21 protein-coding genes are annotated in these 24,025 nt (G+C 44.3%); 17 read left to right on the top strand and 4 right to left on the bottom strand.

What is annotated here, in order from left to right:
- Position 1 precedes the first annotated feature (1 nt).
- From M8998_RS01770 to M8998_RS01810, 9 genes are all read left to right on the top strand, one after another.
- A complete protein-coding gene (locus M8998_RS01770; protein ID WP_249990275.1) occupies positions 2-1,789 on the top strand; it encodes an NTP transferase domain-containing protein in 1,788 nt (595 codons plus the stop codon).
- Entirely contained in the window at positions 1,780-2,514 is a 735-nt protein-coding gene (locus M8998_RS01775; protein ID WP_249990276.1) for a sulfite exporter TauE/SafE family protein, read from the top strand. The genes M8998_RS01770 and M8998_RS01775 overlap by 10 nt, the downstream gene beginning before the upstream one ends.
- A gap of 36 nt (positions 2,515-2,550) precedes the next feature.
- On the top strand, positions 2,551-2,781 hold the full coding sequence (locus M8998_RS01780) for a MoaD/ThiS family protein (RefSeq protein WP_249990277.1): 231 nt from the start codon (positions 2,551-2,553) through the stop codon (positions 2,779-2,781).
- Position 2,782: 1 nt separating this feature from the next.
- Positions 2,783-3,895: a HesA/MoeB/ThiF family protein gene (locus M8998_RS01785; RefSeq protein ID WP_249990278.1), complete on the top strand. Its 1,113-nt coding sequence runs from the start codon at positions 2,783-2,785 to the stop codon at positions 3,893-3,895.
- The gene (locus tag M8998_RS01790) at positions 3,885-4,331 is read left to right on the top strand and encodes a molybdenum cofactor biosynthesis protein MoaE (RefSeq protein WP_249990279.1); all 447 of its coding nucleotides are present in this window, start codon (positions 3,885-3,887) and stop codon (positions 4,329-4,331) included. The genes M8998_RS01785 and M8998_RS01790 overlap by 11 nt, the downstream gene beginning before the upstream one ends.
- 37 nt (positions 4,332-4,368) lie before the next feature.
- Entirely contained in the window at positions 4,369-5,280 is a 912-nt protein-coding gene (moaCB, locus tag M8998_RS01795) for a bifunctional molybdenum cofactor biosynthesis protein MoaC/MoaB (protein ID WP_249990280.1), read from the top strand.
- A 233-nt stretch (positions 5,281-5,513) separates the two neighbouring features.
- Complete coding sequence (locus M8998_RS01800) at positions 5,514-6,107, top strand: (2Fe-2S)-binding protein (protein WP_249990281.1); 594 nt, start codon at positions 5,514-5,516, stop codon at positions 6,105-6,107.
- Positions 6,104-7,081 carry an FAD binding domain-containing protein gene (locus M8998_RS01805; RefSeq protein WP_249990282.1) on the top strand — a complete coding sequence of 326 codons (978 nt, stop codon included), beginning with the start codon at positions 6,104-6,106 and terminating at the stop codon, positions 7,079-7,081. Before M8998_RS01800 ends, M8998_RS01805 begins: the two co-directional genes overlap by 4 nt.
- 36 nt (positions 7,082-7,117) lie before the next feature.
- Positions 7,118-9,337: a xanthine dehydrogenase family protein molybdopterin-binding subunit gene (locus tag M8998_RS01810; RefSeq protein WP_249990283.1), complete on the top strand. Its 2,220-nt coding sequence runs from the start codon at positions 7,118-7,120 to the stop codon at positions 9,335-9,337.
- On the opposite strand, the gene M8998_RS01815 is transcribed toward M8998_RS01810, so the two are convergent.
- The gene (locus M8998_RS01815) at positions 9,324-10,460 is read right to left on the bottom strand and encodes a cysteine desulfurase family protein (RefSeq protein WP_249990284.1); all 1,137 of its coding nucleotides are present in this window, start codon (positions 10,458-10,460) and stop codon (positions 9,324-9,326) included. The genes M8998_RS01810 and M8998_RS01815 overlap by 14 nt on opposite strands.
- Positions 10,461-10,636: 176 nt before the next feature.
- Between M8998_RS01815 and M8998_RS01820 the strand changes: the two genes are divergently transcribed.
- Genes M8998_RS01820 through M8998_RS01835 form a run of 4 tightly spaced genes read left to right on the top strand, consistent with a single transcriptional unit; the run spans position 10,637 to position 14,531 of the window.
- Positions 10,637-11,128 carry a (2Fe-2S)-binding protein gene (locus tag M8998_RS01820; protein ID WP_249990285.1) on the top strand — a complete coding sequence of 164 codons (492 nt, stop codon included), beginning with the start codon at positions 10,637-10,639 and terminating at the stop codon, positions 11,126-11,128.
- Positions 11,121-11,768, top strand: coding sequence for a hypothetical protein (locus M8998_RS01825; RefSeq protein WP_249990286.1), 648 nt, complete (start codon positions 11,121-11,123; stop codon positions 11,766-11,768). The genes M8998_RS01820 and M8998_RS01825 overlap by 8 nt, the downstream gene beginning before the upstream one ends.
- 30 nt (positions 11,769-11,798) lie before the next feature.
- Positions 11,799-14,033, top strand: a complete 2,235-nt coding sequence (locus M8998_RS01830; protein WP_249990287.1) for a xanthine dehydrogenase family protein molybdopterin-binding subunit — start codon at positions 11,799-11,801, stop codon at positions 14,031-14,033.
- A gap of 36 nt (positions 14,034-14,069) precedes the next feature.
- Positions 14,070-14,531, top strand: coding sequence for a nuclear transport factor 2 family protein (locus M8998_RS01835; RefSeq protein WP_249990288.1), 462 nt, complete (start codon positions 14,070-14,072; stop codon positions 14,529-14,531).
- Positions 14,532-14,559: 28 nt separating this feature from the next.
- Here the strand turns inward: M8998_RS01835 and M8998_RS01840 are convergent, their stop codons facing one another.
- The 3 genes from M8998_RS01840 to M8998_RS01850 form a co-directional block, all read right to left on the bottom strand.
- Positions 14,560-15,768 (bottom strand): GTP-binding protein, encoded by a 1,209-nt coding sequence (locus M8998_RS01840; protein WP_249990289.1) that lies wholly within the window; start codon positions 15,766-15,768, stop codon positions 14,560-14,562.
- Positions 15,769-16,031: 263 nt separating this feature from the next.
- Positions 16,032-16,655 (bottom strand): Crp/Fnr family transcriptional regulator, encoded by a 624-nt coding sequence (locus M8998_RS01845; RefSeq protein ID WP_249990290.1) that lies wholly within the window; start codon positions 16,653-16,655, stop codon positions 16,032-16,034.
- A 255-nt stretch (positions 16,656-16,910) separates the two neighbouring features.
- Positions 16,911-17,090 (bottom strand): hypothetical protein, encoded by a 180-nt coding sequence (locus tag M8998_RS01850; RefSeq protein ID WP_249990291.1) that lies wholly within the window; start codon positions 17,088-17,090, stop codon positions 16,911-16,913.
- A 952-nt stretch (positions 17,091-18,042) separates the two neighbouring features.
- On the opposite strand from M8998_RS01850, the gene fsa reads away from it, so the two are divergent.
- From fsa to M8998_RS01870, 4 genes are all read left to right on the top strand, one after another.
- Positions 18,043-18,705, top strand: coding sequence for a fructose-6-phosphate aldolase (fsa, locus tag M8998_RS01855; protein WP_249990292.1), 663 nt, complete (start codon positions 18,043-18,045; stop codon positions 18,703-18,705).
- A 91-nt stretch (positions 18,706-18,796) separates the two neighbouring features.
- Complete coding sequence (locus M8998_RS01860) at positions 18,797-20,617, top strand: sialate O-acetylesterase (RefSeq protein WP_249990293.1); 1,821 nt, start codon at positions 18,797-18,799, stop codon at positions 20,615-20,617.
- A gap of 115 nt (positions 20,618-20,732) precedes the next feature.
- Positions 20,733-22,310 carry a glycoside hydrolase family 43 protein gene (locus M8998_RS01865; protein WP_249990294.1) on the top strand — a complete coding sequence of 526 codons (1,578 nt, stop codon included), beginning with the start codon at positions 20,733-20,735 and terminating at the stop codon, positions 22,308-22,310.
- Between the two features lie 32 nt (positions 22,311-22,342).
- Positions 22,343-23,998: an alpha-L-fucosidase gene (locus tag M8998_RS01870; protein ID WP_249990295.1), complete on the top strand. Its 1,656-nt coding sequence runs from the start codon at positions 22,343-22,345 to the stop codon at positions 23,996-23,998.
- The last annotated feature ends 27 nt before the right edge of the window (positions 23,999-24,025 follow it).

Below are 24,025 nucleotides of genomic sequence, written 5' to 3' on the forward strand. Positions count from 1 at the left end.
AATGGATAAAATAGGTATCGTAATCCTGGCTGCCGGGAGCTCCTCCCGTTTGGGGTATGCCAAACAGCTCTTGAGACACAAAGGTAAAAGCTTGATCCGTCATGTCACAGAGGAGGCGCTGCAATTAGAGGCAGCCCAAGTTGTTGTAGTGCTTGGGGCTGAGCAAGATGCGGTCATTCAAGAATTACAGGATTCTGCCGTACCAACCTGTGTGAATCCAGACTGGTCTTCCGGTATGGGTTCATCCATCCGCGTTGGCGTACAGCATCTATTGGAGATGAATGCAAACTTATCAGCGGTAATTATTTCGGTTTGCGACCAACCCTTCCTCACTACTTCCGTATTTAGGCAACTTTGCCAAACGTTCGAAGAGTCGGGAAAAGGAATAGTGACTTGTCACTACGGGGACGACCCATCACAGATAGGCGTACCTACCTTATTCAGCCGAAAATATGTGGATGAATTGATGCAACTCGGAGAAGAAAAAGGCGCCAAAGTACTATTGCAACAACATCAAGATGATGTGACGACTGTACCCTTTTTACAAGGGAATATCGATATAGATACCCAATACGATACCACGCAATTGATGGAGTATATGGTATCTGTTAACGAAGCTTCTGAACTTATTTTGAAGCAGGTGAATCCACTTTCTGTAGTTCGCGTACCGCTGACGGCATCTCATGGACTGATTTTGGCCGAAGATGTGTATGCTACGTTGGATATTCCCAATTTTGTACAGTCATCCATGGATGGCTATGCCATTGCATTTTCAGATCGGAGCCTGCCATTACGTATAGTAGGAGAGATGCGTGCGGGAAGTAGCACCATGCAGTATTTGGGAGTTCAGGAAGCCATACGTGTTTTTACCGGTGCGCCTGTTCCGTCGGGTGCAGATACGGTCGTCATGCAAGAACGGGTGGAGAAATCCGATGAAGAAATTCGAATCGTAGATGAAAGCCTCACCCTAGGTGCCAACGTACGTGCTGCAGGTTCAGAAGTGAAAAAGGGAGAGCTGGCGGTTGCTGCGGGTACCTTTCTTTCTGCCGCGGCGATAGGTTATCTGGCAGGCATTGGCCACGAGCAGGTGGATGTTTATTCCGCTCCGCGAGTAGCTTTGATGATGACTGGCGATGAGTTACAGTCACTAGGAAAGCCACTGGCATTCGGGGAAGTCTACGAATCAAATTCCATACAATTAACGGCGGCTTTGCGAGCCGCTGGAGTGAGCCATGTCGATGCACAAAAGGTAAAAGATGATCCAGTTGCGCTTCGCAGCGCTATAGCAGATGCGTTGCCTAAGGCAGATGTACTTATACTCGTTGGGGGAGTTAGTGTGGGTGATTATGATTTCGTGGTGCAATCCTGTTTGGCCTCTGGTGTGACTCCGGTATTTCATAAAATAAGGCAAAAGCCCGGTAAACCTATCTTTTTCGGATATTCAGGCAATACATTAGTATTTGGTTTACCAGGCAATCCTTCTTCGGCATTAACTTGTTTTTACAGATACGTGCTGCCTGCTATAGATCGCATGATGCAGCGCAAATCTTCGCTCACAGAAACAAAAGCAATTGCGGCCAATGATTACCGAAAGCCGGTGGGTTTGACCCACTTTATAAAAGCCTATTTTGCCGATGGAAGAGTACAGGCACTGCATGCGCAAGAATCGTATCGTATGCAATCTTATGCTCGCTCTAATGCCTTGATGGTTTTGCCGGAAGACTCAGAAGGGCATGCTAAAGGTGCTGAAGTACAATTAATTTTACTGCCAGATCATACATGGATATAGAACTATTTTACGGATTACTGTTTATTGTTGCCTTTTTGTATTCGGCAGTAGGACATGGCGGAGCCAGTGGCTATCTGGCACTGATGGCATTATACGGTGTCGCTCCACAAGAGATGAAACCTACCGCGTTAATATTGAACCTTTTTGTAGCGATGACGTCCTTTATTCAATATTATCGGGGAAAGCATTTTAAGATACCCATATTCTTACCCATCGCATTGGCATCTATTCCTTTCGCATTCCTAGGCGGTATGCTTACCATGGACGACGTTTATTATAAAAAAATCTTGGGTTTGCTGCTCATTTTGCCGATAGTACGGTTTTTCTTTTTCAAGAATACGGCAGATGAAAACTTGAAACCACCTGTATTAACCATCTCTATTGCCATTGGCGCGGTAGTCGGACTGCTTTCGGGTATGATCGGAATTGGTGGCGGCATTATCCTGTCGCCCGTATTGATCTTATTGCAGTGGACCAATCAAAAGCAGACGGCAGCGATCAGTGCGGCATTTATCTTCGTCAATTCGTTGGCAGGATTGGGTGGTATGATGACGCAAGGCATTACAGTTACTAACCATATGGCGATGTATATTGTCGTAGCTTTTACGGGTGGGTTGCTGGGAGCTTATTTTGGATCCAAGCGATTCAATCAGGACATACTAAAATATGTTTTGGCTACCGTATTGCTGGTGGCGGCATATAAGTTGCTGTTTACTATTGCTTAAGTTGGATTATTATAAACAAATGAAAGACATAGAAGGATGATGAAAGTACGGGTTTTATCTTTTGGAGGATTGGTTGAAATCGTAGGGAAGGAGAATATGATCGAGGCTATCGATACAGATCAGGTAGTAAGCCATTTGGAGCAAACCTATCCTGCGTTAGCTGGTCGAAAATATGTTTTGGCGATCAACGAGCACATGAAAACCGAGAATACCCTATTGCGGGAAAGTGACGTGGTGGCTTTATTACCTCCCTATTCAGGCGGTTAATATGGAACAGAACAACCACGCGCGGTATGCGCGGCAGTATGCACTCCTGGATTTCGGAGAGCAAGGGCAAACAAAATTGGCCCAAGCACGCGTGCTAATCGTCGGAGCAGGCGGTTTGGGTTGCCCAGTACTGCAATACTTGTGCGCAGCCGGAGTGGGCCATATCGGTATCGTTGATGCTGATAAGGTGGCATTAAGCAATCTGCACCGCCAACCCTTGTATCGTACTACAGACGTCGGCCGTCTAAAAGCAGAAGTGGCCGCAGCCGTACTACGCGCACAAAACGATACGATCACGGTAGCAGAATATGCATTTCACCTCAACAATCAGAATGCTTGGGATTTAGTATCCTCGTATGATATTATAGTGGATTGCACCGATAATTTCGAAACGCGGTATGTACTTTGCGACGTCTGCGCGCTATTGCATAAGCCATTGGTATATGGCGCTATATACACCTACGAAGGGCAGGTGGCGGTGTTCAACGTGTCAGATTCAGCAGGTATACGGTGTCAATATCGAGATCTTTTTCCAGTGCCGCCGTCTTCGGAAGAAGCGCCGGACTGTGCCACAACCGGTGTGTTGGGCGTTTTGCCTGGCGTAATCGGTCTTTTACAAGCGAATGAAGTGATCAAGCTGTTGGCTGGAATAGGAGAGCCACTGATTAATAAATTATATACCATTGGATTATTGGATTATCAATCCGTCACGATACGCCTACAACCACAGCATCATCCGGATGCACCCGGATCTAGAATCGCCTTTGAGGCCGCAAACTATGGCTATTATTGCGGTTCGGCAAATGAACATGTAGCGCTTATCTCTTCCGCCGAACTGGATGCGATTGCTCATCAATCCGATACGCTCTTAATTGATGTACGTGCTTTGGATGAATTGCCCCGTTTGTCATTGCCCCATCGATCGATTCCTTTAGAATTGCTGATGGCAAATGTGCACGAATTGGAAGGTTCGCACCTGGTGCTAATTTGCCAAAGCGGCGTAAGAAGTGCGCGCGCTGCCGACTGGTTGAAGAACTATTTTGGCAACAAGCAAACAATAAGCCATCTCCAGGGAGGAATTTTAGCCTATCAATCAGAAAAAAATGACGAGTAAACCAAAAAATATTTTTGTACAGGGCGCGATATCGCCCGCTTTTGTAGCGGAAAGCTTAGAGAAGCATGCATCCAAGCAAAACATCGGCGCGCATGAAATCTTTCTAGGCCAAGTGCGTGCCGATGAGATTGACGGACGCAAAGTCGCCGCTATTCAGTATACTAGCTATGAAAGCATGGCATTAACACAAATGGAGGAGATCCGCGAACGGATTTTCAACACCTATGATTTAGTGTGCATGCATGTATATCATAGCTTAGGAGCCGTGCGCGCAGGGCAGTTGTGCTTATTTGTCTTTGCATCCTCCCGACACAGAAACGAGGCGCAGCAAGCCTGTAGAGATATCGTTGAGCTAATCAAAAAGGAGCTTCCTATTTGGGGAGAAGAAATTTTTGAAGACAATAGCAGTCAATGGAAAACAAACACATTTAAATAGCCGGGAATTTAAAAAAAATGGCAGATAAGCCGAATATATGGTCGATATAACATACAAAACATTTAGCCTGCGTAAAGCCATTGCCATGGCCAGAGTAGAAACGTCTAGCCTCGAAACGGTACAAGCCGTCTTAGATGGCACGGTACCCAAAGGCAACGTGTTCGAATTTGCGCGTGCAGCTACGCTACTAGCCATTAAGAAGACCAGTGATATCATTCCAGATTGTCACCCCTTACCGGTAGAGTATGCTGCAGTGAGCTATAATACGGATGGCCTTGCTATTGAAATCACCGTTGAAGTACACACCATTTACAAAACCGGAGTGGAAGTGGAGGCTATGCACGGCGCATCCGTAGCCGCATTGGTCATTTATGATATGCTGAAACCTATTGATAAAAAAGTAGAGATCGGTACGATCAAGCTGTGCAGCAAAACGGGTGGAAAGAGTGGCAACCAAACGGTAGTTTCGCCAGAGGAGATCAAGAGCGCCGTGGTCGTATGTAGCGATTCGGTATCGCGCGGCGATAAGCAAGATACTTCTGGTCGTCTATTGGTTAGGTTACTGGAAGAACAGGGCGTATCCGAGATTGGTTATAGTGTCGTAGCCGATGATATCGATGCCATACAGTCTACTTTAAAAGAAGCTCAGGCAGCAGGTGTGCGCCTCTTGATTTTTACAGGCGGCACAGGTTTATCAGATCGGGATGTCACGCCGGAGGCCGTCCTTCCTTTCATTACCAAAGAAATACCCGGGATTGCGGAGACGGCACGGCAGTATGGGCAACAAATGATCAAAACCGCCATGCTATCGCGTGTAGTAGCGGGCTTTGCAAACGATATGTTAGTGATGACGTTTCCGGGTTCACCGAATGCTGTGCGTGAATTTATGCAGGTATTATTTCCTCACCTATGGCACGTTTTCCATGTAAAGAATGCAGGAGGACATTAATTCGTCGCATGTCGACTCAATATGCGTTCTAAAAAACAATAGTCGGTACGCACTTGTTTAAAATGTACAGCTGCATGATGTTGTTCATAATCCGTAAAAATGGTTAACAAATCATGCAAACAAATGACATATTTGTTGTCAGAAGAAGAGAAGTTAAAGGTACAAGGTTTGGTATTACCGAGAGAATAACCAGCAATGTACTTACCTAGAAGAGATAATAGAAGAATGTAATTATGGAGAAGAAGAATTCCTACTCCAGGCGCTTTTTTATTAAAGCATCTGCTGCTATGGGCGCTTTGGCGGTTGTTCCGAAGTATGTGTCCTCATTTTACCGAGATGTAAAGGCATTGATTGTGCCGGTAAAAAAGCACGTGAATCTAACCGTGTTGGTGAACAAACAACCATACACGATGCAAGCGGATACGAGATCGACCTTGTTAGATTTACTGCGGGAAAATCTACAGCTTACGGGCACAAAAAAGGGATGCGATCACGGTCAATGCGGTGCCTGTACCGTTCATGTGGATGGCGAACGTACACTCAGTTGTCTTACGCTGTCGGCGATGACTGTCGGTAAAGAGGTCACCACCATAGAGGGACTATCGGAGGGAGATGATCTTCATCCCATGCAGGAGGCATTTATCGCATGCGATGGTTTTCAATGTGGTTATTGTACGCCAGGGCAGATCATGTCGGCTGTAGCCTGTGTCAAAGAAGGGCATACGGGATCGGTCGAAGAAATCAAAGCGTATATGAGTGGTAATTTGTGCCGGTGTGGGGCCTACAACGGTATTGTCGAATCAATTCAAAAAGTAGCACAGGCATGAGACCGTTCGAGTACATAAAACCTAAAGACAGCAAAGAAGCACTTCGCTCAAAAACACCAACAGGTGCTTATATAGCCGGAGGAACCAATTTGGTTGATTTGCTCAAAAAGAATATCGCTGTGCCACATCAGGTATTGGATGTGACGCAAGCACTATCCGATAGCATTGCGTTGAAACGAGGTGGTATCGAAATAGGTGCGATGGTGCGTAATACGACAGCAGCTATTAATCCAGCCATCCTAGAACAATTTCCGCTGGTTTCTAAAGCCATATTAGCAGGGGCATCCCCCCAAATTCGTAATATGGCATCCATCGGCGGAAATCTGCTTCAACGCACACGATGTCCCTATTTCTATGATACGTCTTTGCCGTGCAACAAACGGGCGCCGGGTAGTGGATGTGGCGCTTATGACGGTGAAAATCGTATGTCGGCCGTTATTGGTTATAGTGCTGATTGTGTGGCAGTACATCCCTCGGATTTATGTGTTGCATTGGCCGCGCTGGACGCAACGGTTGTCGTGCAAGATGCTAAGGGAAAAAAGAAATCTATTCTTTTCAAGGATTTTCATCGTTTACCTGAATCTACGCCACAACAAGACAATACATTGCCTGAGGGCGCATTGATCAGTGAGGTGCATATCCCCAAAAATGCGTTTCATAAGCACACTGCTTACTTAAAAATTCGCGATCGCGACTCTTATGCTTTTGCATTGGTTTCTGTAGCAGCCGCATTGCAGATAGATGGCAACCGTATTGTAGCCGCAAGGTTAGCTTCGGGAGGTGTAGCGCATAAGCCTTGGCGTTGGTTGGCAGCCGAACAATTTCTGGCTGGCAAGGAGGCAAATGCGACAGTATTTGCAGAAGCAGCCGCATTAGCGGTACAAGACATTCAGCCATTGGCCCGCAATGCTTTTAAAGTGGATATGCTGAAAGGCGCCATAGAAACGGCACTTCAGGAAGCGCTTCAGGCGTAAAGGATTTTTTATTTTCAACAACGTAGTATCATGAATATGTCGGAATCATATTATCTTAAACAGCAAGATACCGAAGGTAGGGTAGAAGCACGGGCTAAAGTGACGGGAAAAGGTAAGTACGCCGCGGAGTACACCGTAGATAATCTCTGTCATGGCGTGTTGGTTGGTAGCACCATTCCTTCTGGACGGATTATAACTATTGATACCGAGCAGGCTCGTCAAGTGACGGGTGTTATCGATTGCCTATCGCATCAAAACAGACCCCTTATTCCGGGATTCTCCAGCGCTGAAAAGATAAAGGAGTCCGGCTTTGGTTTACCTATATTTCACACCGACAAAATACATTTCAAAGGACAGCCGATCGCATTAGTGATTGCCGAAACGCTGGAAGAAGCCTTGTACGCGGCAGCATTAGTGAAGGCAGAGTATGAAGAGGCGGCTTTTGACATAGACTTTGATAAAAAAAGACAGGAAATTGCATTACAAGAGAGTGGAAAAGAACGCGGTACGCTAGAAGCATGGAAGCGGGTGAAACACGTGGTGGATCAATCCTATTCCATCAAGGCAGAAGTACATCATCCGATGGAGATGCATGCTACCATCGCAGCATGGACGGCAGAAGGTCATTTGGAATTGCATGACAAAAACCAAGGAGTAAACAACGTACAGCAGGTATTAGCAGGTTTGTACCAAATACCGAAAGAGCAGATCCACGTCGTCAGCGAATACGTGGGTGGCGGCTTCGGCTCGGGTTTACGTGTATGGCCACACGTATTGGCTACTGCCATGGCTGCCAAACAGGTGAATCGACCGGTCAAAGTCGTATTGACGCGTCCGCAAATGTTTGTGTCTACGGGCTACCGTCCAGCATCCTGGCAAAAGGTACGCATAGGTGCTGATGAACAAGGTCGTTTATTAGGCATATACCATCAAGCGATGAACGGCACGTCAACCTATGAAAACTTTAACGAAGGTATTACGCGGGTTACACGGTTAATATATGATTTTCCAAATCTGAAGGCAGAATCTGCTACCGTACCACTCCACATGAATACGCCTACTTGGATGCGCGGACCTGGCGATTGTACGGGCGATTTTGCAGTAGAGAGCGCTATTGACGAGTTGTGTTACACGATGCAGAAAGATCCTGTGCAGATTCGCTTGGATAATATTGCTTCGGTGAATCACCCAGATAATAAACTGCCTTGGTCCACCCATTTTTTAAAAGAATGTGTAGAGCAAGGTGCGAAGATGATTGGCTGGGAGAAGCGTAGTAGCCAGCCAAGAAGTACGGTAGATGGCGATTGGCATGTCGGATATGGCATGGCGGTCGGTATGTGGAATGCCGGTCGCGGTAAGGCAAGCGCAGCTATTAGCATGACTGCCGACGGACATATGGTAGTACAGACAGCGATGACCGATATCGGTACCGGAACTGGAACGGGTATGTTGAATATAGCCCACGATGTCACTGGTGTTCCAAAGCATCAGATCCACATTGAGTTAGGCAACTCCAATTTACCCCCTGCACCAAGTCAGGGCGGTAGTACTGGTATGTCTTCCGTGAGTGGCGCAGTAGTAGCGGTGAGTAATGCGCTGAAATTGCAGCTTGCGCAATATGCGGCAAAGAATAACCCCGCCTTTAATGGTGTTTCAGCGGATGAAGTGATGCTCTCTACGGATAGTATCACGTTGCGCGACAAAGCGAATGTACGCGTAGCATATACCGATCTCTGGACAAATAATCAATTGGAAGAGATTCGGGTAGAGGCTACTTCCGAGCCAGGCGAAGAGCGGAAGAAATATGCATTCTGTTCCTCTGCGGCTCACTTTTGCCAGGTGCGAGTACACCAAAAAACTGGCAAAGTTAAGATTGACCGTATGGTTTGTGTGGCAGATGGAGGGACGGTTATTAACCAACGTGCCGCTGCGAACCAGATGTCGGGTGCAGCCGTGGGCGGCATCGGTATGGCTTTAATGGAAGAGCAATTTGTGGAGCATAAATTGGGCGGACTTATCGCAGATGATCTGGCTGGCTATCATTTTCCTGTTAATGCGGATGCTCCGATCGTCGAGGTGGCATTCATTGGCAAGCCAGATCCGAATATTAATCCTAGTGGCGCAAAAGGTTTAGGAGAAGTGGGGATAATTGGCACGGCAGCGGCGATTTCAAATGCTATTTACAATGCTACCGGTAAGCGCTTGCGCGATTTGCCGATAACGCCAGACAAAGTATTATTGGCTACGCCATCCTGATCTGGCTCACCGCTCCGGTAATTTTTTGCACTGCGGTATCAATTTCTTCCTCGGTGGTGAATCTGCCTAAGCTGAAACGGATCGTACTCAGTGCTTGTTCGTGAGACAGTCCCATCGCTAACAGAACGTGGGAAGGCTCGATGGTCGCGGCGGAACATGCAGATCCATTAGACACCGCGATCGGACCCAATGCCCGAATCAGCTGCAGTGCATTTACTCCTTCAAACGAAATACTGGTCGTCGTATAAAGGCGATGCCCGGTATTTCCGTTTACCACGGTTTTTTCGATCTGCAACACCTTGTGCTCCAAACGATCTCGCAACTCGGTAATACGATCTGTATCTGCTTGCATATTCTGTAGACAGATCTCTGCCGCTTTCGCTAATCCGATAAGACCTGGCACATTTAAAGTGCCGCTACGTAAACCGGATTGCTGATTTCCGCCATGGATCTGCGGATCGATTCTCGGTATTCCAGACCGGATATACAATGCGCCAACACCCTTCGGTCCGTAGCATTTATGGGCAGAAAGTGTGAAGAAGTCCACACCTAATTTATCCACCTCCGTCGGCATTTTTCCAAAACCCTGCGTCGCATCGCATAGTAAGTAAGCCCCTTGCGCATGCGCAAGGGCTGCTATAGATGATATATCTTGTACCACCCCGGTCTCATTATTGACCAGCATGGCACAAACTAATGCCGTCTGGGTAGAAATCGCTTTTTCCAACGCTACCAGGTCGCAACGGCCGTCTGGCTGTACTGGTAGATAGGTAATCTCATAGTTTTTTACCTCTTCCAAATACCGGCAAACGTTTAAGACAGCTTCGTGTTCGGTTTCGAGTACCACAATTTGCGGCCTTTTCGTGGTCACTACTCCTTTCATGACCAAATTAATGGACTCGGTAGCGCCAGATGTAAGCACGAGTTCGTCCCGATGGCAGCCAAGCGATTTTGCGAGTATGCTCCACGCATGCTCAACGGCCTCCTGAACAAGAAGAGCCGCTAGATGAGGACTGCTTGGGTTGGCGTAAGTTGTCGAAAAATAAGGAATCATCGCCTCCACGACACGTGGATCGACCGGAGTGGTTGCATTATGATCCAGATAAATAAGTTTCTCGCCCATATCGTACAAATGTAGAAAAATATGTCCTGCAGTAGGCTAACCAGTAAAAATGGTAGTTTTTTCCGTAAAACATATCATTCTGAAGATTCATTATATAATATATTTGAATTTGGATGTTTTTCGATATACCCCATGGAGAAACGTTCGATGTTGGAAGAGAAAAAATATAAAATACGATGGATACAATTATTGTGAATAACAAATCCTATCCGGTAGACGCTGATTTGAATATGCCCTTATTATGGTTTCTGAGAGAAGTTATCGGCTTGTCAGGTCCCAAATACGGTTGTGGCGTAGCACAATGTGGCGCTTGCGTGGTGCATCTGGAAGGTGAGGCCGTGCGGTCTTGTGTTACCAAGGTCAAACGTGCTGTTGGAAAAGAAGTAGTTACCATAGAAGGGCTTTCCGAGAAAGGGGACCATCCCGTGCAGGAAGCCTGGCGTGAAATAGACGTGCCCCAATGTGGCTATTGTCATTCCGGCCAGATCATGTCTGCTGTGGTACTTCTACGTGAATGTCCGGAACCGACAGATCAGGATATCGATGATGCCATGGCAGGCAATATTTGCCGCTGCGGCACCTATATACGGATTCGCAAAGCCATCCATCAGGCTGCGGCGCTACAAAAGCAGCAAATTGTTTCGTCAAATACAGGAGGTTATGAATAGGAGCATTACAAAAAAGCACGTCGGGAGCAGGCGTGCTACAATCATAGCATTAGTTTTTGCGAGCGTAATTACATTATTAGCCTCTGCATCTTCCTACTCGGTGAATGATGCCGAGAACGAAACCATAAAAAGCCACGCCGGAACAGCGGACAGCTTGAAGTCGGTAGCAGCATTCAAAAAAGTGTATAGTGTGCTGATGAGCCCGAGGTGTGTAAACTGTCATCCCGCTGGCGATATTCCACTGCAAGGCGATGATAGTCATCTGCATGCCATGGCACCGAAACGTGGTGCCGATGGCAAAGGTATTTTAACCATGAAATGTACCAATTGCCACCAACCAGAAAATACAGATGGCCTACATATGCCTCCGGGTAATGCCGAATGGCATTTACCACCAGCGGATATGAAGATGGTTTTCGAAGGCAAAACTCCTCATCAGTTGGCGAAGCAATTAGTAGATCGGGAGCAGAATGGCAACAAGGATAAAGCCGCATTGATTGCGCATGCCGACGACAGTTTGGTTTTGTGGGGATGGAACCCGGGAGAAGGTAGGACGTTACCGCCACTTAGTCATGCCGAGTTCAAAGAGGCTTGGATCATTTGGCTTAACACCGGCGCTTATGCGCCAGCAGAAAATTAATAATACATACAGTACAAAAACATCGGTAATATGAAAGATAAAATTGCCAGACGCTCTTTTTTGAAAGCTGCCCTTCTAGCGGGAGGCGGATTGATGTTGCGCTTTAATTGGCCAACTGCGATAGCAGCAACCCTAGAGGAACAATCGATTGAGCTAAATAGTTACATCAAGATAAACCCGCGAGGCGGAATCACCTTGTACAACCCTAATCCTGAATTTGGTCAAAATGTGAAAACCTCGCTGCCCATGATTCTGGCAGAAGAGCTGGACGTAGCTTGGGAAGATGTGGAGGTGGTGCAGGCCGAATTTTATCCGGAGAGGTACGAACGACAATTTACTGGTGGCAGTAACTCGATACGCGTATCGTGGGAACCACTTCGTAAAGCAGGCGCCACAGCAAGGTATATGTTGATGACTGCTGCAGCCGAATTGTTGAACGTACCTATTTCGGAGATTTCAACAGCCGATGGCGTATTGTATCATCAAAGGTCTGGACGAAAGATCACCTATGGCGAAGCGGCTACGCGTGCGGCAGCAGTTGCCGTTCCGAAAAGTGTTTCCTTAAAAGATCCCAAAGATTTTAAAATTATAGGAACGTCCAAAGGAAATGTAGAAATCGATCGGATTCTGACCGGAAAGCCACTATTCACCAGCGATTATAAAGTCGACGGCATGTTGATCGCCATGATCATACATCCACCGGCTTTTGGATTGGAATACAAATCCCATGATGAGCGCACTATTAAGGATATGCCCGGCGTCCGACGCGTATTTGTCATCGACACCTTGCCGGAAGATATCGAACAAAATATGTTTGATGTCACCAGTTTTACCAAATTGGTAGTTGTGGTGGGAGACAGTACCTGGGAGGTGATGCAGGCTAAGAAAAAACTCCATGTAGAGTGGCAAGAAGCATCCGATGGGTATTTCACCGTAGGTGCTTTTGGAGGCAATACCCGTAAGGTGAAGCGACCTGCAGGTTTGGAATCGACGAGCTGGCATTTGGAACAAATGGCAAAGAGTACGCTTGCGACTGCGGAAGTCCGTCGGCGAGATGGTGATCCGGAAACGGCATTCAACAACGCGGCTAAAATAATAGAAAGAACGTATACCGCTCCTTACTTGGTGCATAATACGATGGAACCCGTTTGCTGCTTCGCCAACGTCACCAAAGATGGAGCAGATATCTACGGTCCGATCCAAGCACCGGAATTCATTATCAATACGATAGCAACCCGAATAGGTTTGCCAAAAGAAAAGATCACTATTCGACTGGCACGAATGGGAGGTGGCTTTGGTTTGCGTGCTTACGGTCACCATTTGGTCGAGGCAGCCGTGATTTCTCAAAAAGTCGGTGGGCCTATCAGGCTGGTTTATACGCGGGAAGATGAAGCTACTTACGGCATCTATCGGCCGACCTATAGCGCTACATACAGGGCAGCTTTAGATGAAAATAATCAACTCATCGGACTGCATATTAAAGCAGGCGGTATTCCGGAGTCACCGCTGCATGAAAATCGATTTCCTGCGGGAGCAGTGGATAACTATCTTGCGGAGTCCTGGGCAATCGAGTCTAACATCACTATCGGCGCATTTCGAGCGCCGAGATCCAACTTCATTGCAAGTGCCGAACAATCTTTCTTGGACGAATTGGCGTTTGAGATGCATCAAGATCCCTTAGCATTTCGGTTAGCTTTGCTGGAGCGCGCACGCACCCGACCGGTAGGAGAGCGGAATGAATACGATGCCGAGAGGTATATAGAAGTCTTGAAGCTAGTGCGCGACAAATCCGATTGGGGGCAGCCCGCCCCTGAAGGTGTGGGGCGTGGCGTGGCCGCTTATTTTTGCCACAATACCTATGCGGCTACCATTGTAGATCTGCACATTCAGCAAGGCGAACCACGTGTCTTAAAGGTTGTCGCAGCAGCAGATTGTGGCATTGTGGTAAATAAAGATGCGTCTATTAATATGGCCGAAGGTGCGATCATCGATGGTGTGAATAATGCGCTCTTTGGAGAGCAGCTTTTCGACAACGGGCAACCGCTCAAAAACAACTTCAGTTCTTACCGAATGATCCGTATGAATGAAGTCCCGAAAGAGATCGAGGTACATTTTGTGGATAATGGAAAAAATCCTACGGGGATGGGCGAACCATTATTTCCCCCGATGTTCGGCGCTATTGCCAACGGTCTGTATAATGCCATCGGAAAAAGATTCTATATACAGCCATTTATAAACGGGATGTCGGATAAGGCATCTGTATAAACCATTATAATTTAAAAACACGTTAAAGTATTAGCTATGAAAAACTGTTTGATCATCTTGATACTATTGTTCGCTTATGCACAGATCAGTATGGCGCAAAGTTTACCATCCTCTGATGATAATGCCTATACACAACAAGTCATTGCGCTATCGAAGCAGAAATGGTCTTGGATGTCACAAAAGAATGTAGATTCCCTGGCTAGCATATTTCATCCGAAATCTGCCTTTGTGCACATGAGTAGAACCCTCACTAAAGATCAGGAACTCGACGTGATCAAGACGGGAGATATACATTACAAAAATGCCGATATCAGAGAGATATCGGCGCAAAGCATCGGAAATATGGTGATCTTGCTTAGTAAATTAAAACTGGAAGCCATCGTCCGTGGTAATGAAGCCAATAATCCATTTGTCGTCACTGAAGTTTACATTCAGGAAGACGGAAAGTGGATGCTGGCATCCATGTCGTTCACCAAGTTATCGATCCCAATAGAATAATTACAGGCCAAGAGTCATCCGTAGTTCACTAAATATTTTGTGGGAAATGATCTATGAAGGTGCTTGTTCGCCAGTTTTTCGCTTCCTGATCTGTGAGTAAGCAAGACTCCAGATCCTGGATGTTTTTTTCTTTATCCAAATCTTGGCCGATAAATACCAACTCTATTTTGCGGTCTGCCCATTCGGGATGCCATCGCGACATGATTTCAGCTTTATTTGCTGCGTAATCTGGATATTGATGCAAGAGATCTTTAGGCACACTACTCCACCACGACCCAGCATTTTCTATTCGCACACTACCGCCTGCCTGGCTAAAACTTAATGCATCGTTGGGTCGTGAAGCAAGCCAGAATAGGCCTTTGGATCGGATGATATTGTGAGGGTATACGTCATTGAGATACGCATGGAAACGCTGTGGATGAAATGCTCGCTGTGATCTGAAGACAAAGGAAGAGATTCCATATTCTTCTGTCTCTGGCGTGTGCTCACTTTCAAGCTCTTTAATCCAACCAGCAGACGATGCGGCAGTATCAAAATCAAATAAATTGGTTCCAATAATTTCTTTTGGATCAACCTGTCCGAAATGTGATTGTATAATTTTTGCTGATGGATTCAATTTATGAATAGCAGCTTCCAAAATTAATAGGTTTTCATCAGCGATCAGATCTGTTTTGTTGAGGATAATGACATTCGCAAATTCGATCTGATCTGTCAAAAGATTTACGATCGTTCTATTGTCGTAATCATCATCCGTTAAGGATCGATCTAACAACGTCTCCGCACTACCAAAATCTTTAAAAAAATTAAAACAATCAACCACCGTCACCATCGTATCGATGACACTGAATGAGGATAGATCGATATCCTGGTTTGCATCTACATAGCTGAATGTCTGCGCTACTGGAATTGGTTCGGATATACCCGTGCTTTCTATGAGAAGGTAGTCAAATCTATCCTCCATAGCAAGGCGCTTTACTTCAATCATTAAGTCTTCTCGAAGCGTGCAACAAATGCATCCGTTACTCATTTCGACTAATTTTTCGTCTGTACGGGACAGCACGTTTTCGCGTTCAACAAGTTGAGCATCTATGTTTACTTCGCTCATGTCATTGACGATAACAGCCACTTTTAGCCCTTCTTTGTTGTGCAAAATGTGATTGAGTAACGTCGTTTTTCCGGCTCCCAAAAATCCGCTTAGTACCGTTACCGGTAACTTTTTTGCTATTTTATTTGTCATATATCGCATGTTGATTATTGATTACAAAGAATCATTTTCTTAAAAACGACAAAAGCAGATACAAGATCAATCTGCTTTTGCTAAGACAAAAGTATCAACAAATTTTTAAAAAGCAACAATGTTGCATTAAAATATTTACTTGGAAAAGAGTCTGCTTATTTTATTATGCCAAATATCCCATCTTATTAAGGGAGGTATTTAGTTGTTGGATTAAAGTGGGTTTTGAAATTTTATACCAGATCGGGTTATAGCTTAAAAATTGACTATGTATTCAGCCGGCTTAACGTTTCTCTGCTCATGCCTAAATAGTTAGCAATCCGCTTTTTTGATAGTTTCTGGAAGAGATCTGGATTTTCTTTAATAAAATTACTGTAACGCTCTTTTGCAGAATTTGACATAAGTGAGATAATTCGGCTTTGAAGTGCCAAATAGGCATTATTGCATTTCATTCTAAAGAAACGTTCCATTTGAGGTTTTGCTTTACAAAGCTTATCTACATCGTCAAACGAAATACTTAATAAAACGCAATCTTCTAAGCATTGAACAGCAGCAGTCGACACTTCTCGTTTAAAATACGCCTGAAAATCGGTGATCCACCAATTTTTAGTCGCAAAATGTAGGATATGCTCTCTAGCATAATTATCAACAAAACTACTTTGTAATAAGCCTTCTAATACAAAATAGATTTTGTCAACTGTCTGATTTTCCTGAATCACAAATTGCCATTTACGGAATTTTATGGTGCGGAAATATTCAGCTATCACATGATAATCGTCATCATTAAGCTCAATTATTTCTGCTATATGTTCTTTTAAAACATCATTCATTGGTAATATATTTTGTCTTCCTCTAAAAATTTTATATCCTGAAAGGATTATAAATTTCAATTTTAATATACTACGATTCCTATGGTAGAGTTTTATACAAAACGTTTTCGACAGTATTATTTCTGATTAACAGACTCTTTAATAATTATAAAGATATTGCACACTGCACAGGATTGGATTTTACTATTTTTTCGGTATTCCAAATTCATTAATACACTTGATTTGTACAGCCTATTTTGTGTAAAATTAGCTGTAGAAAAAATACTTTTTGTATTACTTAGGTTGCCTATGTATTAGTATAGTTTTTTGAATATATTATTCTTTAGCATCATCTTTATCAGATGGATCTTGCTTTTTATCTACATTGCTGTCGCTCTGTTTTTGATTCAGTCTGTTGAGTTTTTTTTTAGATAAACTTATCGAAGTGCTGGCTAGGTAGTCTTCTGACTTTATATTATTTACGTTTAAAATAGGGGAGGTGTATTTCTTCTTCATCGTATCGATAGTTGTTTTTATGTTCTATTTTTTAATGGCTTTTCCGGTTTATTTTTCCATGATTAAGTATAACAGCTAACATATTTGAAGTAGATAGGATCTCATTTAATTTATTTTCAATTTTACCGCTACAGTATTTTAATATTGTTTCCTGTTTGGAGAATAACGATATACAGCATCTATCTTTTTCTTAACGAAAAAAGTATCAGTAATAGGATTGATCATTTTCATCAGAAAAAATGATTAAAAGCTTCCGTGGTATTTTTATGGAGATAGTAAGAAGAGGTTCTACTATACCATGTTGCATGCCACTTCGATCAACCGTCTGTTTATATTTTGCTTTATGTACTTTATACTATCTACAAATACTAGATTGAATTGCTGATGCATTGTTTATTAGCGTAATGTAGATGTATGAACAAGCTCATTTAAAAGTTATATTTAGCCATTCCCGGTTATTCTTATTAATATTATTGAAAGGTGAAATTTATGTATAAAAAGTAAGTTTAGACAAGGATATACGTCACAAAATACATGTGATAAATGTCACTATATTATAGCCAAATGAAGCTATTGATCACGTTTTAGGCATTATCAGTTCAAAACTACGCGACATTTAAATAGTTTGTAGTAAATAAGTTACATGCAGTGTCACTACTATGAGGAATAATGTGTCACCACGTTTTAGCAGAAAAGCGTAAAGCTATATTTGACGGACTTTTTAATTGACTTCTACCTATTTGCATACCAGGTTTTAAAATTATAGCCAGCATAGGAACGGACAAATTATTTCCACTCAATTTTCCGCTATTTTAGACATTTTTACCCTTTTTTTCGATAAATGTTACAGGGAACGCGTTCAGATTACCGTAGCTTTATACTATCAATTATAAGCCTATATTTTATTGGAATTCATCGGTAAGAATAGGTAAACACACAAATATTCTAAACCATGAAATTTTTTATTGACACAGCGAACTTAGATGATATCAAGGAAGCGCAAGACTTAGGCGTATTAGATGGTGTAACGACAAACCCATCATTAATGGCCAAAGAAGGCATCAGCGGGCAGCAAAATATTATTGCGCACTACAACGCTATATGTGCTATAGTAGATGGCGATGTGAGCGCAGAAGTCATTGGTACGAATTATCAGGAAATTATCAACGAAGGTCTAGAATTAGCAAAATTAGATGACAAGATCGTCGTGAAAGTTCCCATGATTAAAGATGGCATCAAGGCAATAAAGTATTTCTCAAAGGAAGGAATTAAGACAAACTGTACATTGGTGTTTTCTGCTGGTCAGGCGCTCTCGGCCGCAAAGGCTGGCGCTACCTATGTATCCCCATTTTTAGGCCGCTTAGATGATATTTCGACCGATGGTCTAGGTTTGATTGAGGAGATCAGATTGATATACGATAACTACGGTTATACCACCCAAATCCTCGCAGCATCTATACGGCATGCCATGCATATGGTGAATTGTGCTAAGATTGGAGCGGATGTCACCACGTCACCGCTCTCTGCTATTACGGCATTAATAAAACATCCCTTGACCGATTCTGGGCTGGCTCAATTCCTATCCGATCATACAAAAGCAGCTGGCAGGCCATAAAGAACTGATGATGCGATTGTATACTAAGAGGAATTGGATAGTTCGGAATCCTATTTTTTATGGGATGTTAGTGGCATTAGTGCTTTGCGCTATGCAGACAGAAGCCGCCATCCGGCTGCCCTCCTTGGTGAGTGATCGTATGGTATTGCAGCGCGACACCGAACTTAAGATCTGGGGCTGGGCAGATGCAGGAGAAAAAGTAACCGTGCGTTTTCGTGAAAAGCACTATTACACCGAAGCGGATGAAGCAGGAAAATGGATCGTGCAATTACCTGCTCAGTTAGCAGGAGGGCCATTCATTATGGAGATCAATGAACTAATTCTACGGGATATATTGATTGGCGACGTATGGCTATGCTCCGGTCAGTCTAACATGGAGACACCCATAGCTCGTTTGGTAGAAAAATATCCTGAAATATCGGTCTCCAACCAACATATGATTCGGTATTTTAAAGTGCCCACCCAAAATACGATGCGGCAGCCAGAGGAAAGTATTCCTCACGGTGGGGAGTGGTTTTCTGGTACTTCCTCAGACATTATGAACTGGACAGCTTTAGCTTATTTCTATGCAAAGCAATCTTATGAGCATAACGGAATTCCGGTCGGCATGTTGGTGTCCAGTTTGGGCGGTTCGCGTATCGAGAGCTGGATTGATCAGGTGCATTTACAGGAATTTCCCGATCGGAGAATCGATCAAAATGCAGGGGATAGTTTAGCTACTGTCGAAGAAAATCTTGGTTTAGCCGGATGGAACACGAGAGAATGGGACGACACGAACTGGAGCGAAACGCAGGTTCCGGGAATGTGGCAGACTAACCCAGATCTTGCTACCCTTCGAGGTATCTTATATCTGCGGAAAACTTTTGACCTACCAGCATCGATGGCAGGTAGACATGCCCGCATCTATCTGGGTACTTTGGTGGATAGTGATTCTGTATTTATCAACGGACATTTCGTAGGGGCAACAGCCTATATGTACCCGCCAAGAAAATATGATATTCCAACAGGAATACTTCGTGAAGGAAAGAATGTGGTCACCGTTCGTTTGCGGTCTGATGCTGGAAATGGGGGCTTCGTAGAAGATAAAAAATACTACATACAGGGAGATGATCTGATTATAGATCTAACGGGAAGTTGGAAATACAAAGTGGGCTTGGATCTGGCAGCAGCGCAATCATCGCAGGATAGAATGTCTAATCAACAGTTAGCAGGATCAGGGCTTTTCAATGGCATGATCTACCCGATACGAAATTATCAAATCAAAGGAGCCATTTGGTATCAGGGAGAGAGCAATACCGGCCAACCTCAAGCGTATAAAACTCATTTAAAAAATTTGGTTACCAATTGGCGTGCACTATGGGAACAGCCAAACTTGCCTTTTCTTCTGGTGCAGCTACCTAACTTTTTGCCAGAGAAAAATGAACCATCCGAATCGGGATGGGCCGCTATTCGCGAGGCACAAGCACAGGCAGCTCAGGAATTAACGCATACTGCGCTGGCAGTGACCTACGATACGGGCGAATGGAACGATATTCATCCATTGAACAAAAAAGATATCGCTATCCGGTTATTTCTTGGCGCTCGAAAGCTTGTTTATGGAGAGAAAATACAGAGTTCTGGCCCCATATATCAGAAGATTGAGGTTGATGGAGATCGTATCGTACTGTATTTTACAGAGAAGGGTTTAAAAATTCGTGACGGTCAATGCTTGAAACATTTCGCCATCGCGGGGGAGGATAAAAAATTTGTATGGGCAGAAGCGGTGATTAAAGGCAATAAAATTATCGTTCATCATGAAGCGATTAAGCGACCAGTGGCCGTTCGTTATGCTTGGAGTGATAATCCACAGCAAGCAAACTTAATGAACATGGATGGCTTGTTGGCCGTTCCGTTTCGTACAGACAATTGGTAAGATAGTTTTTATAGAATCATGCACAACGATGTCAATTTGAAATGAATAATTTACGGGGAGTTTGGAAAACAACGACTAACTAATTTTATAATAACTTAATGGAATGATCGATACGATGAATATAATTACGAAAGGAATAGTGCTCATCGCAGCAGCTGTTTCTCTACAAAGTAATATCTGCCAAGGACAGGAATTATCGAGTAAAAAAGCAACAAACCCCATTATATTTTCGGACGTACCCGATCTGTCGATGATACGTGTCGGCGATACCTATTATATGAGTAGCACCACCATGCACCTAAACCCTGGATTGCCCTTGATGAAATCCAGAGATTTGGTGAATTGGGAGCTATTTGCTTACAGGCATACTACTTTACAGGATATGGATGAGCTTAATCTGGATCAGGGCAAAAATGCCTATGGCAATGGATCTTGGGCTAGCAGTCTTCGTTACCACCGTGGCACCTATTACCTCAGCACCTTCGCACAAACGACGGGTAAAACCTACATCTACATGACTAAGGATATAGAGCATGGTCCATGGGAAACTAAAGAGTTTGAACCCGCGCTACATGATCATACCTTGTTTTTCGAAGAAGACAAAATTTACATGATTTGGGGTGGTGGCCAACTTCATATCGTGGAGCTCGAAACTGATTTTTCAGGAATAAAACCGGAAACGCAACAGGTATTAATTGAAAACGCAACAGTACCAAGCACGCCAGATGGTGCCAAAGGCGGCTTGCCGGCCGAAGGCTCTCAGTTATTTAAAGTCAACGGAAAATATTACCTGTTTAATATTTCTTGGCCTCCCGGCGGTATGCGTACCGTTATCGTGCATAGAGCAGATCAATTGCATGGCCCTTACGAAGGACGAGTGGTATTGCAAGATCAGGGCGTCGCGCAGGGAGGATTAATCGATATGCCTGATGGTCGATGGTATGCATATCTATTTCAAGATTATGGAGCGGTAGGGCGCATTCCATTTTTGGTGCCTGTACACTGGGAAGATGAGTGGCCTGTTCTCGGTGTGAATGGGAAAGTGCCTGCCGAGCTCGATCTACCAGCTAGCAAAGGATTGATACCCGGAATCGTCAATTCAGACGATTTCACGCGTAAACCCGATGAACCTGCGCTGCCTTTGGTCTGGCAGTGGAATCATAATCCTGATGATGGGCTTTGGTCGGTCTCTGAACGAGCTGGTTATTTAAGATTAAAGACTGGACGGATCGATGATACGTTTCTACAAGCAAGAAATACCCTAACCCAGCGGACGATTGGGCCTACCTGTGTCGGATCCACAGCTATAGAAGTGGCCAATATGAAAGATGGCGATTTTGCAGGACTTTCTCTACTACAGAAAAATTATGGACTGCTCGGTGTTCGGATGGTAGGTAGTAAACGATCTTTGGTGATGGTAAATGCCACCGGTGGTAACCCGGAAGAGGTCGCCGATATTCCGATAAACCAGGACAGAATTTACCTGAGAGCAAGCTGTGATTTTACCGATAAAAAGGACATTGCCAATTTCTCTTATAGCCTAGATGGCGAAACGTGGAATCCTATCGGAACGCCATTGAAGATGATGTATACCATACCGCACTTTATGGGATATCGATTTGGCTTATTCAACTATGCTACTAAAGAGGCAGGTGGATACGTGGATTTCGATTATTTCCACATTAGCAACTAAACTAAAAGTGATTTAATAAACTACCATATCACATGACAAAAAAACTCAAATTATACATCACAGCGGCTTTATTTGGTATCAGTCCAATAGGATTACTCGCACAAAAAAATGTCATAAAGGTTGATACGACGCGAGAACCTGTCGCAACTGGAAAATTTGAAGCCAATTGGAATTCCCTGCAACAATACGAAGCGCCAGAATGGTTTCAGAATGCCAAATTCGGCATTTGGGCACATTGGGGGCCGCAGTGTCAACCAGGGCAAGGGGACTGGTATGCACGGGGTATGTATCATGAAGGAAGTCGGCAGTATAATTGGCATGTCGAGAATTACGGACATCCCTCCGAAGCGGGCTTCAAGGAAGTCATTCATAGTTGGAAAGCGGAGAAATGGAATCCCGATGAATTGGTAGCCTTATACAAACGGGCTGGTGCACAGTACTTCTTCGCGTTGGCCAATCATCACGATAACCTAGATCTCTGGGATAGCCCATACCAAGAATGGAATTCGGTGAATGTTGGACCGAAGACAGATATTCTATCACGTTGGGCAAAAGCGGCTAAAGATCAACATTTACCGCTTGGACTCAGCGTCCACGCCGCACACGCGTGGTCTTGGTTCGAAACAGCACAACATGCAAACAAAAAAGGTCCTTATGCAGGAGTGCCCTATGATGGTAAGTTGACCATCGAGGATGGTGTGGGCAAATGGTGGGAAGGCATGGATCCGCAGAAGTTGTATGCTCAAAATCATGCGTTGAGCGAAGGAAGTGAAGATCTTGGCAAAATACATAGCCAGTGGGAATGGGGCAATGATGCTTCCATACCTTCGAAAGAATATTCCAATAATTTCTATAATCGAACCGTTGATATGATCAATCAATTTGAGCCAGATCTACTTTATTTCGACGATACGGCTTTGCCGCTATATCCGGTTAGCGATGCGGGATTACAAATTGCCGCACACTTTTACAACAGCAATATGGCCAAGAACAATGGGAAGTTAGATGCCGTATTGTTCGGTAAGATTTTGAACGAAGAGCAAAAAAAGGCAATGGTGTGGGATGTGGAACGAGGCGCTCCAGATCAAATTCAATCTCTTCCTTGGCAAACATGTACATGTATAGGCGATTGGCACTACAATGATGAAGTTTATGAGAATGATCGATATAAATCTTCCAAACAGGTGGTTCAGATGTTGATCGATGTGGTCAGCAAGAATGGAAATTTGTTGTTGAATATCCCCATGCGGGGAGATGGATCAATCGATGAAAAGGAACGTGTTATTGTGGAAGGAATCGCCGACTGGATGGAAGTCAATGGAGAGAGCATCTTCGGAACGCGTCCTTGGACGGTGTTTGGAGAAGGTCCATCTGCCGACTCGTCTAACCCTATCAATGCACAGGGATTTAATGAAGGTAAGGTGAAATACACTGGAAATGACATTCGATTCAATCACAAAGCAGCTCAAAAAGAACTATATGTCTCTCTTTTGGGCCAGCCTGAAAATGATATCGATATCACCCGATTGGCAGAAGGCACAGGTGTACATACTATTAAAGACATACAGTTATTAGGCAGCAGCGAATCGCTGAAATGGAAACGTAGCAAAAATGGTCTACACATCACCAAACCGACAGTGATGCCTAATGATATCGCCTTAGTATTCAAGATTTCTTACGGAGAATAGCAAACATTCCTATGCTAATGCGATCAC

The sequence above is a fragment of the Sphingobacterium sp. lm-10 genome (assembly GCF_023554555.1).
Lineage (GTDB): Bacteria > Bacteroidota > Bacteroidia > Sphingobacteriales > Sphingobacteriaceae > Sphingobacterium.

Bases quoted from the DNA above. Each gene is read 5' to 3' on its own strand.
- M8998_RS01770 (WP_249990275.1), top strand. From the start codon at position 2: ATGGATAAAATAGGTATCGTAATCCTGGCTGCCGGGAGCTCCTCCCGT.
- M8998_RS01775 (WP_249990276.1), top strand. From the start codon at position 1,780: ATGGATATAGAACTATTTTACGGATTACTGTTTATTGTTGCCTTTTTG.
- M8998_RS01780 (WP_249990277.1), top strand. From the start codon at position 2,551: ATGATGAAAGTACGGGTTTTATCTTTTGGAGGATTGGTTGAAATCGTA.
- M8998_RS01785 (WP_249990278.1), top strand. From the start codon at position 2,783: ATGGAACAGAACAACCACGCGCGGTATGCGCGGCAGTATGCACTCCTG.
- M8998_RS01790 (WP_249990279.1), top strand. From the start codon at position 3,885: ATGACGAGTAAACCAAAAAATATTTTTGTACAGGGCGCGATATCGCCC.
- moaCB (WP_249990280.1), top strand. From the start codon at position 4,369: ATGGTCGATATAACATACAAAACATTTAGCCTGCGTAAAGCCATTGCC.
- M8998_RS01800 (WP_249990281.1), top strand. From the start codon at position 5,514: ATGGAGAAGAAGAATTCCTACTCCAGGCGCTTTTTTATTAAAGCATCT.
- M8998_RS01805 (WP_249990282.1), top strand. From the start codon at position 6,104: ATGAGACCGTTCGAGTACATAAAACCTAAAGACAGCAAAGAAGCACTT.
- M8998_RS01810 (WP_249990283.1), top strand. From the start codon at position 7,118: ATGTCGGAATCATATTATCTTAAACAGCAAGATACCGAAGGTAGGGTA.
- M8998_RS01815 (WP_249990284.1), bottom strand. From the start codon at position 10,460: ATGGGCGAGAAACTTATTTATCTGGATCATAATGCAACCACTCCGGTC.
- M8998_RS01820 (WP_249990285.1), top strand. From the start codon at position 10,637: ATGGATACAATTATTGTGAATAACAAATCCTATCCGGTAGACGCTGAT.
- M8998_RS01825 (WP_249990286.1), top strand. From the start codon at position 11,121: ATGAATAGGAGCATTACAAAAAAGCACGTCGGGAGCAGGCGTGCTACA.
- M8998_RS01830 (WP_249990287.1), top strand. From the start codon at position 11,799: ATGAAAGATAAAATTGCCAGACGCTCTTTTTTGAAAGCTGCCCTTCTA.
- M8998_RS01835 (WP_249990288.1), top strand. From the start codon at position 14,070: ATGAAAAACTGTTTGATCATCTTGATACTATTGTTCGCTTATGCACAG.
- M8998_RS01840 (WP_249990289.1), bottom strand. From the start codon at position 15,768: ATGACAAATAAAATAGCAAAAAAGTTACCGGTAACGGTACTAAGCGGA.
- M8998_RS01850 (WP_249990291.1), bottom strand. From the start codon at position 17,090: ATGAAGAAGAAATACACCTCCCCTATTTTAAACGTAAATAATATAAAG.
- fsa (WP_249990292.1), top strand. From the start codon at position 18,043: ATGAAATTTTTTATTGACACAGCGAACTTAGATGATATCAAGGAAGCG.
- M8998_RS01860 (WP_249990293.1), top strand. From the start codon at position 18,797: ATGCAGACAGAAGCCGCCATCCGGCTGCCCTCCTTGGTGAGTGATCGT.
- M8998_RS01865 (WP_249990294.1), top strand. From the start codon at position 20,733: ATGAATATAATTACGAAAGGAATAGTGCTCATCGCAGCAGCTGTTTCT.
- M8998_RS01870 (WP_249990295.1), top strand. From the start codon at position 22,343: ATGACAAAAAAACTCAAATTATACATCACAGCGGCTTTATTTGGTATC.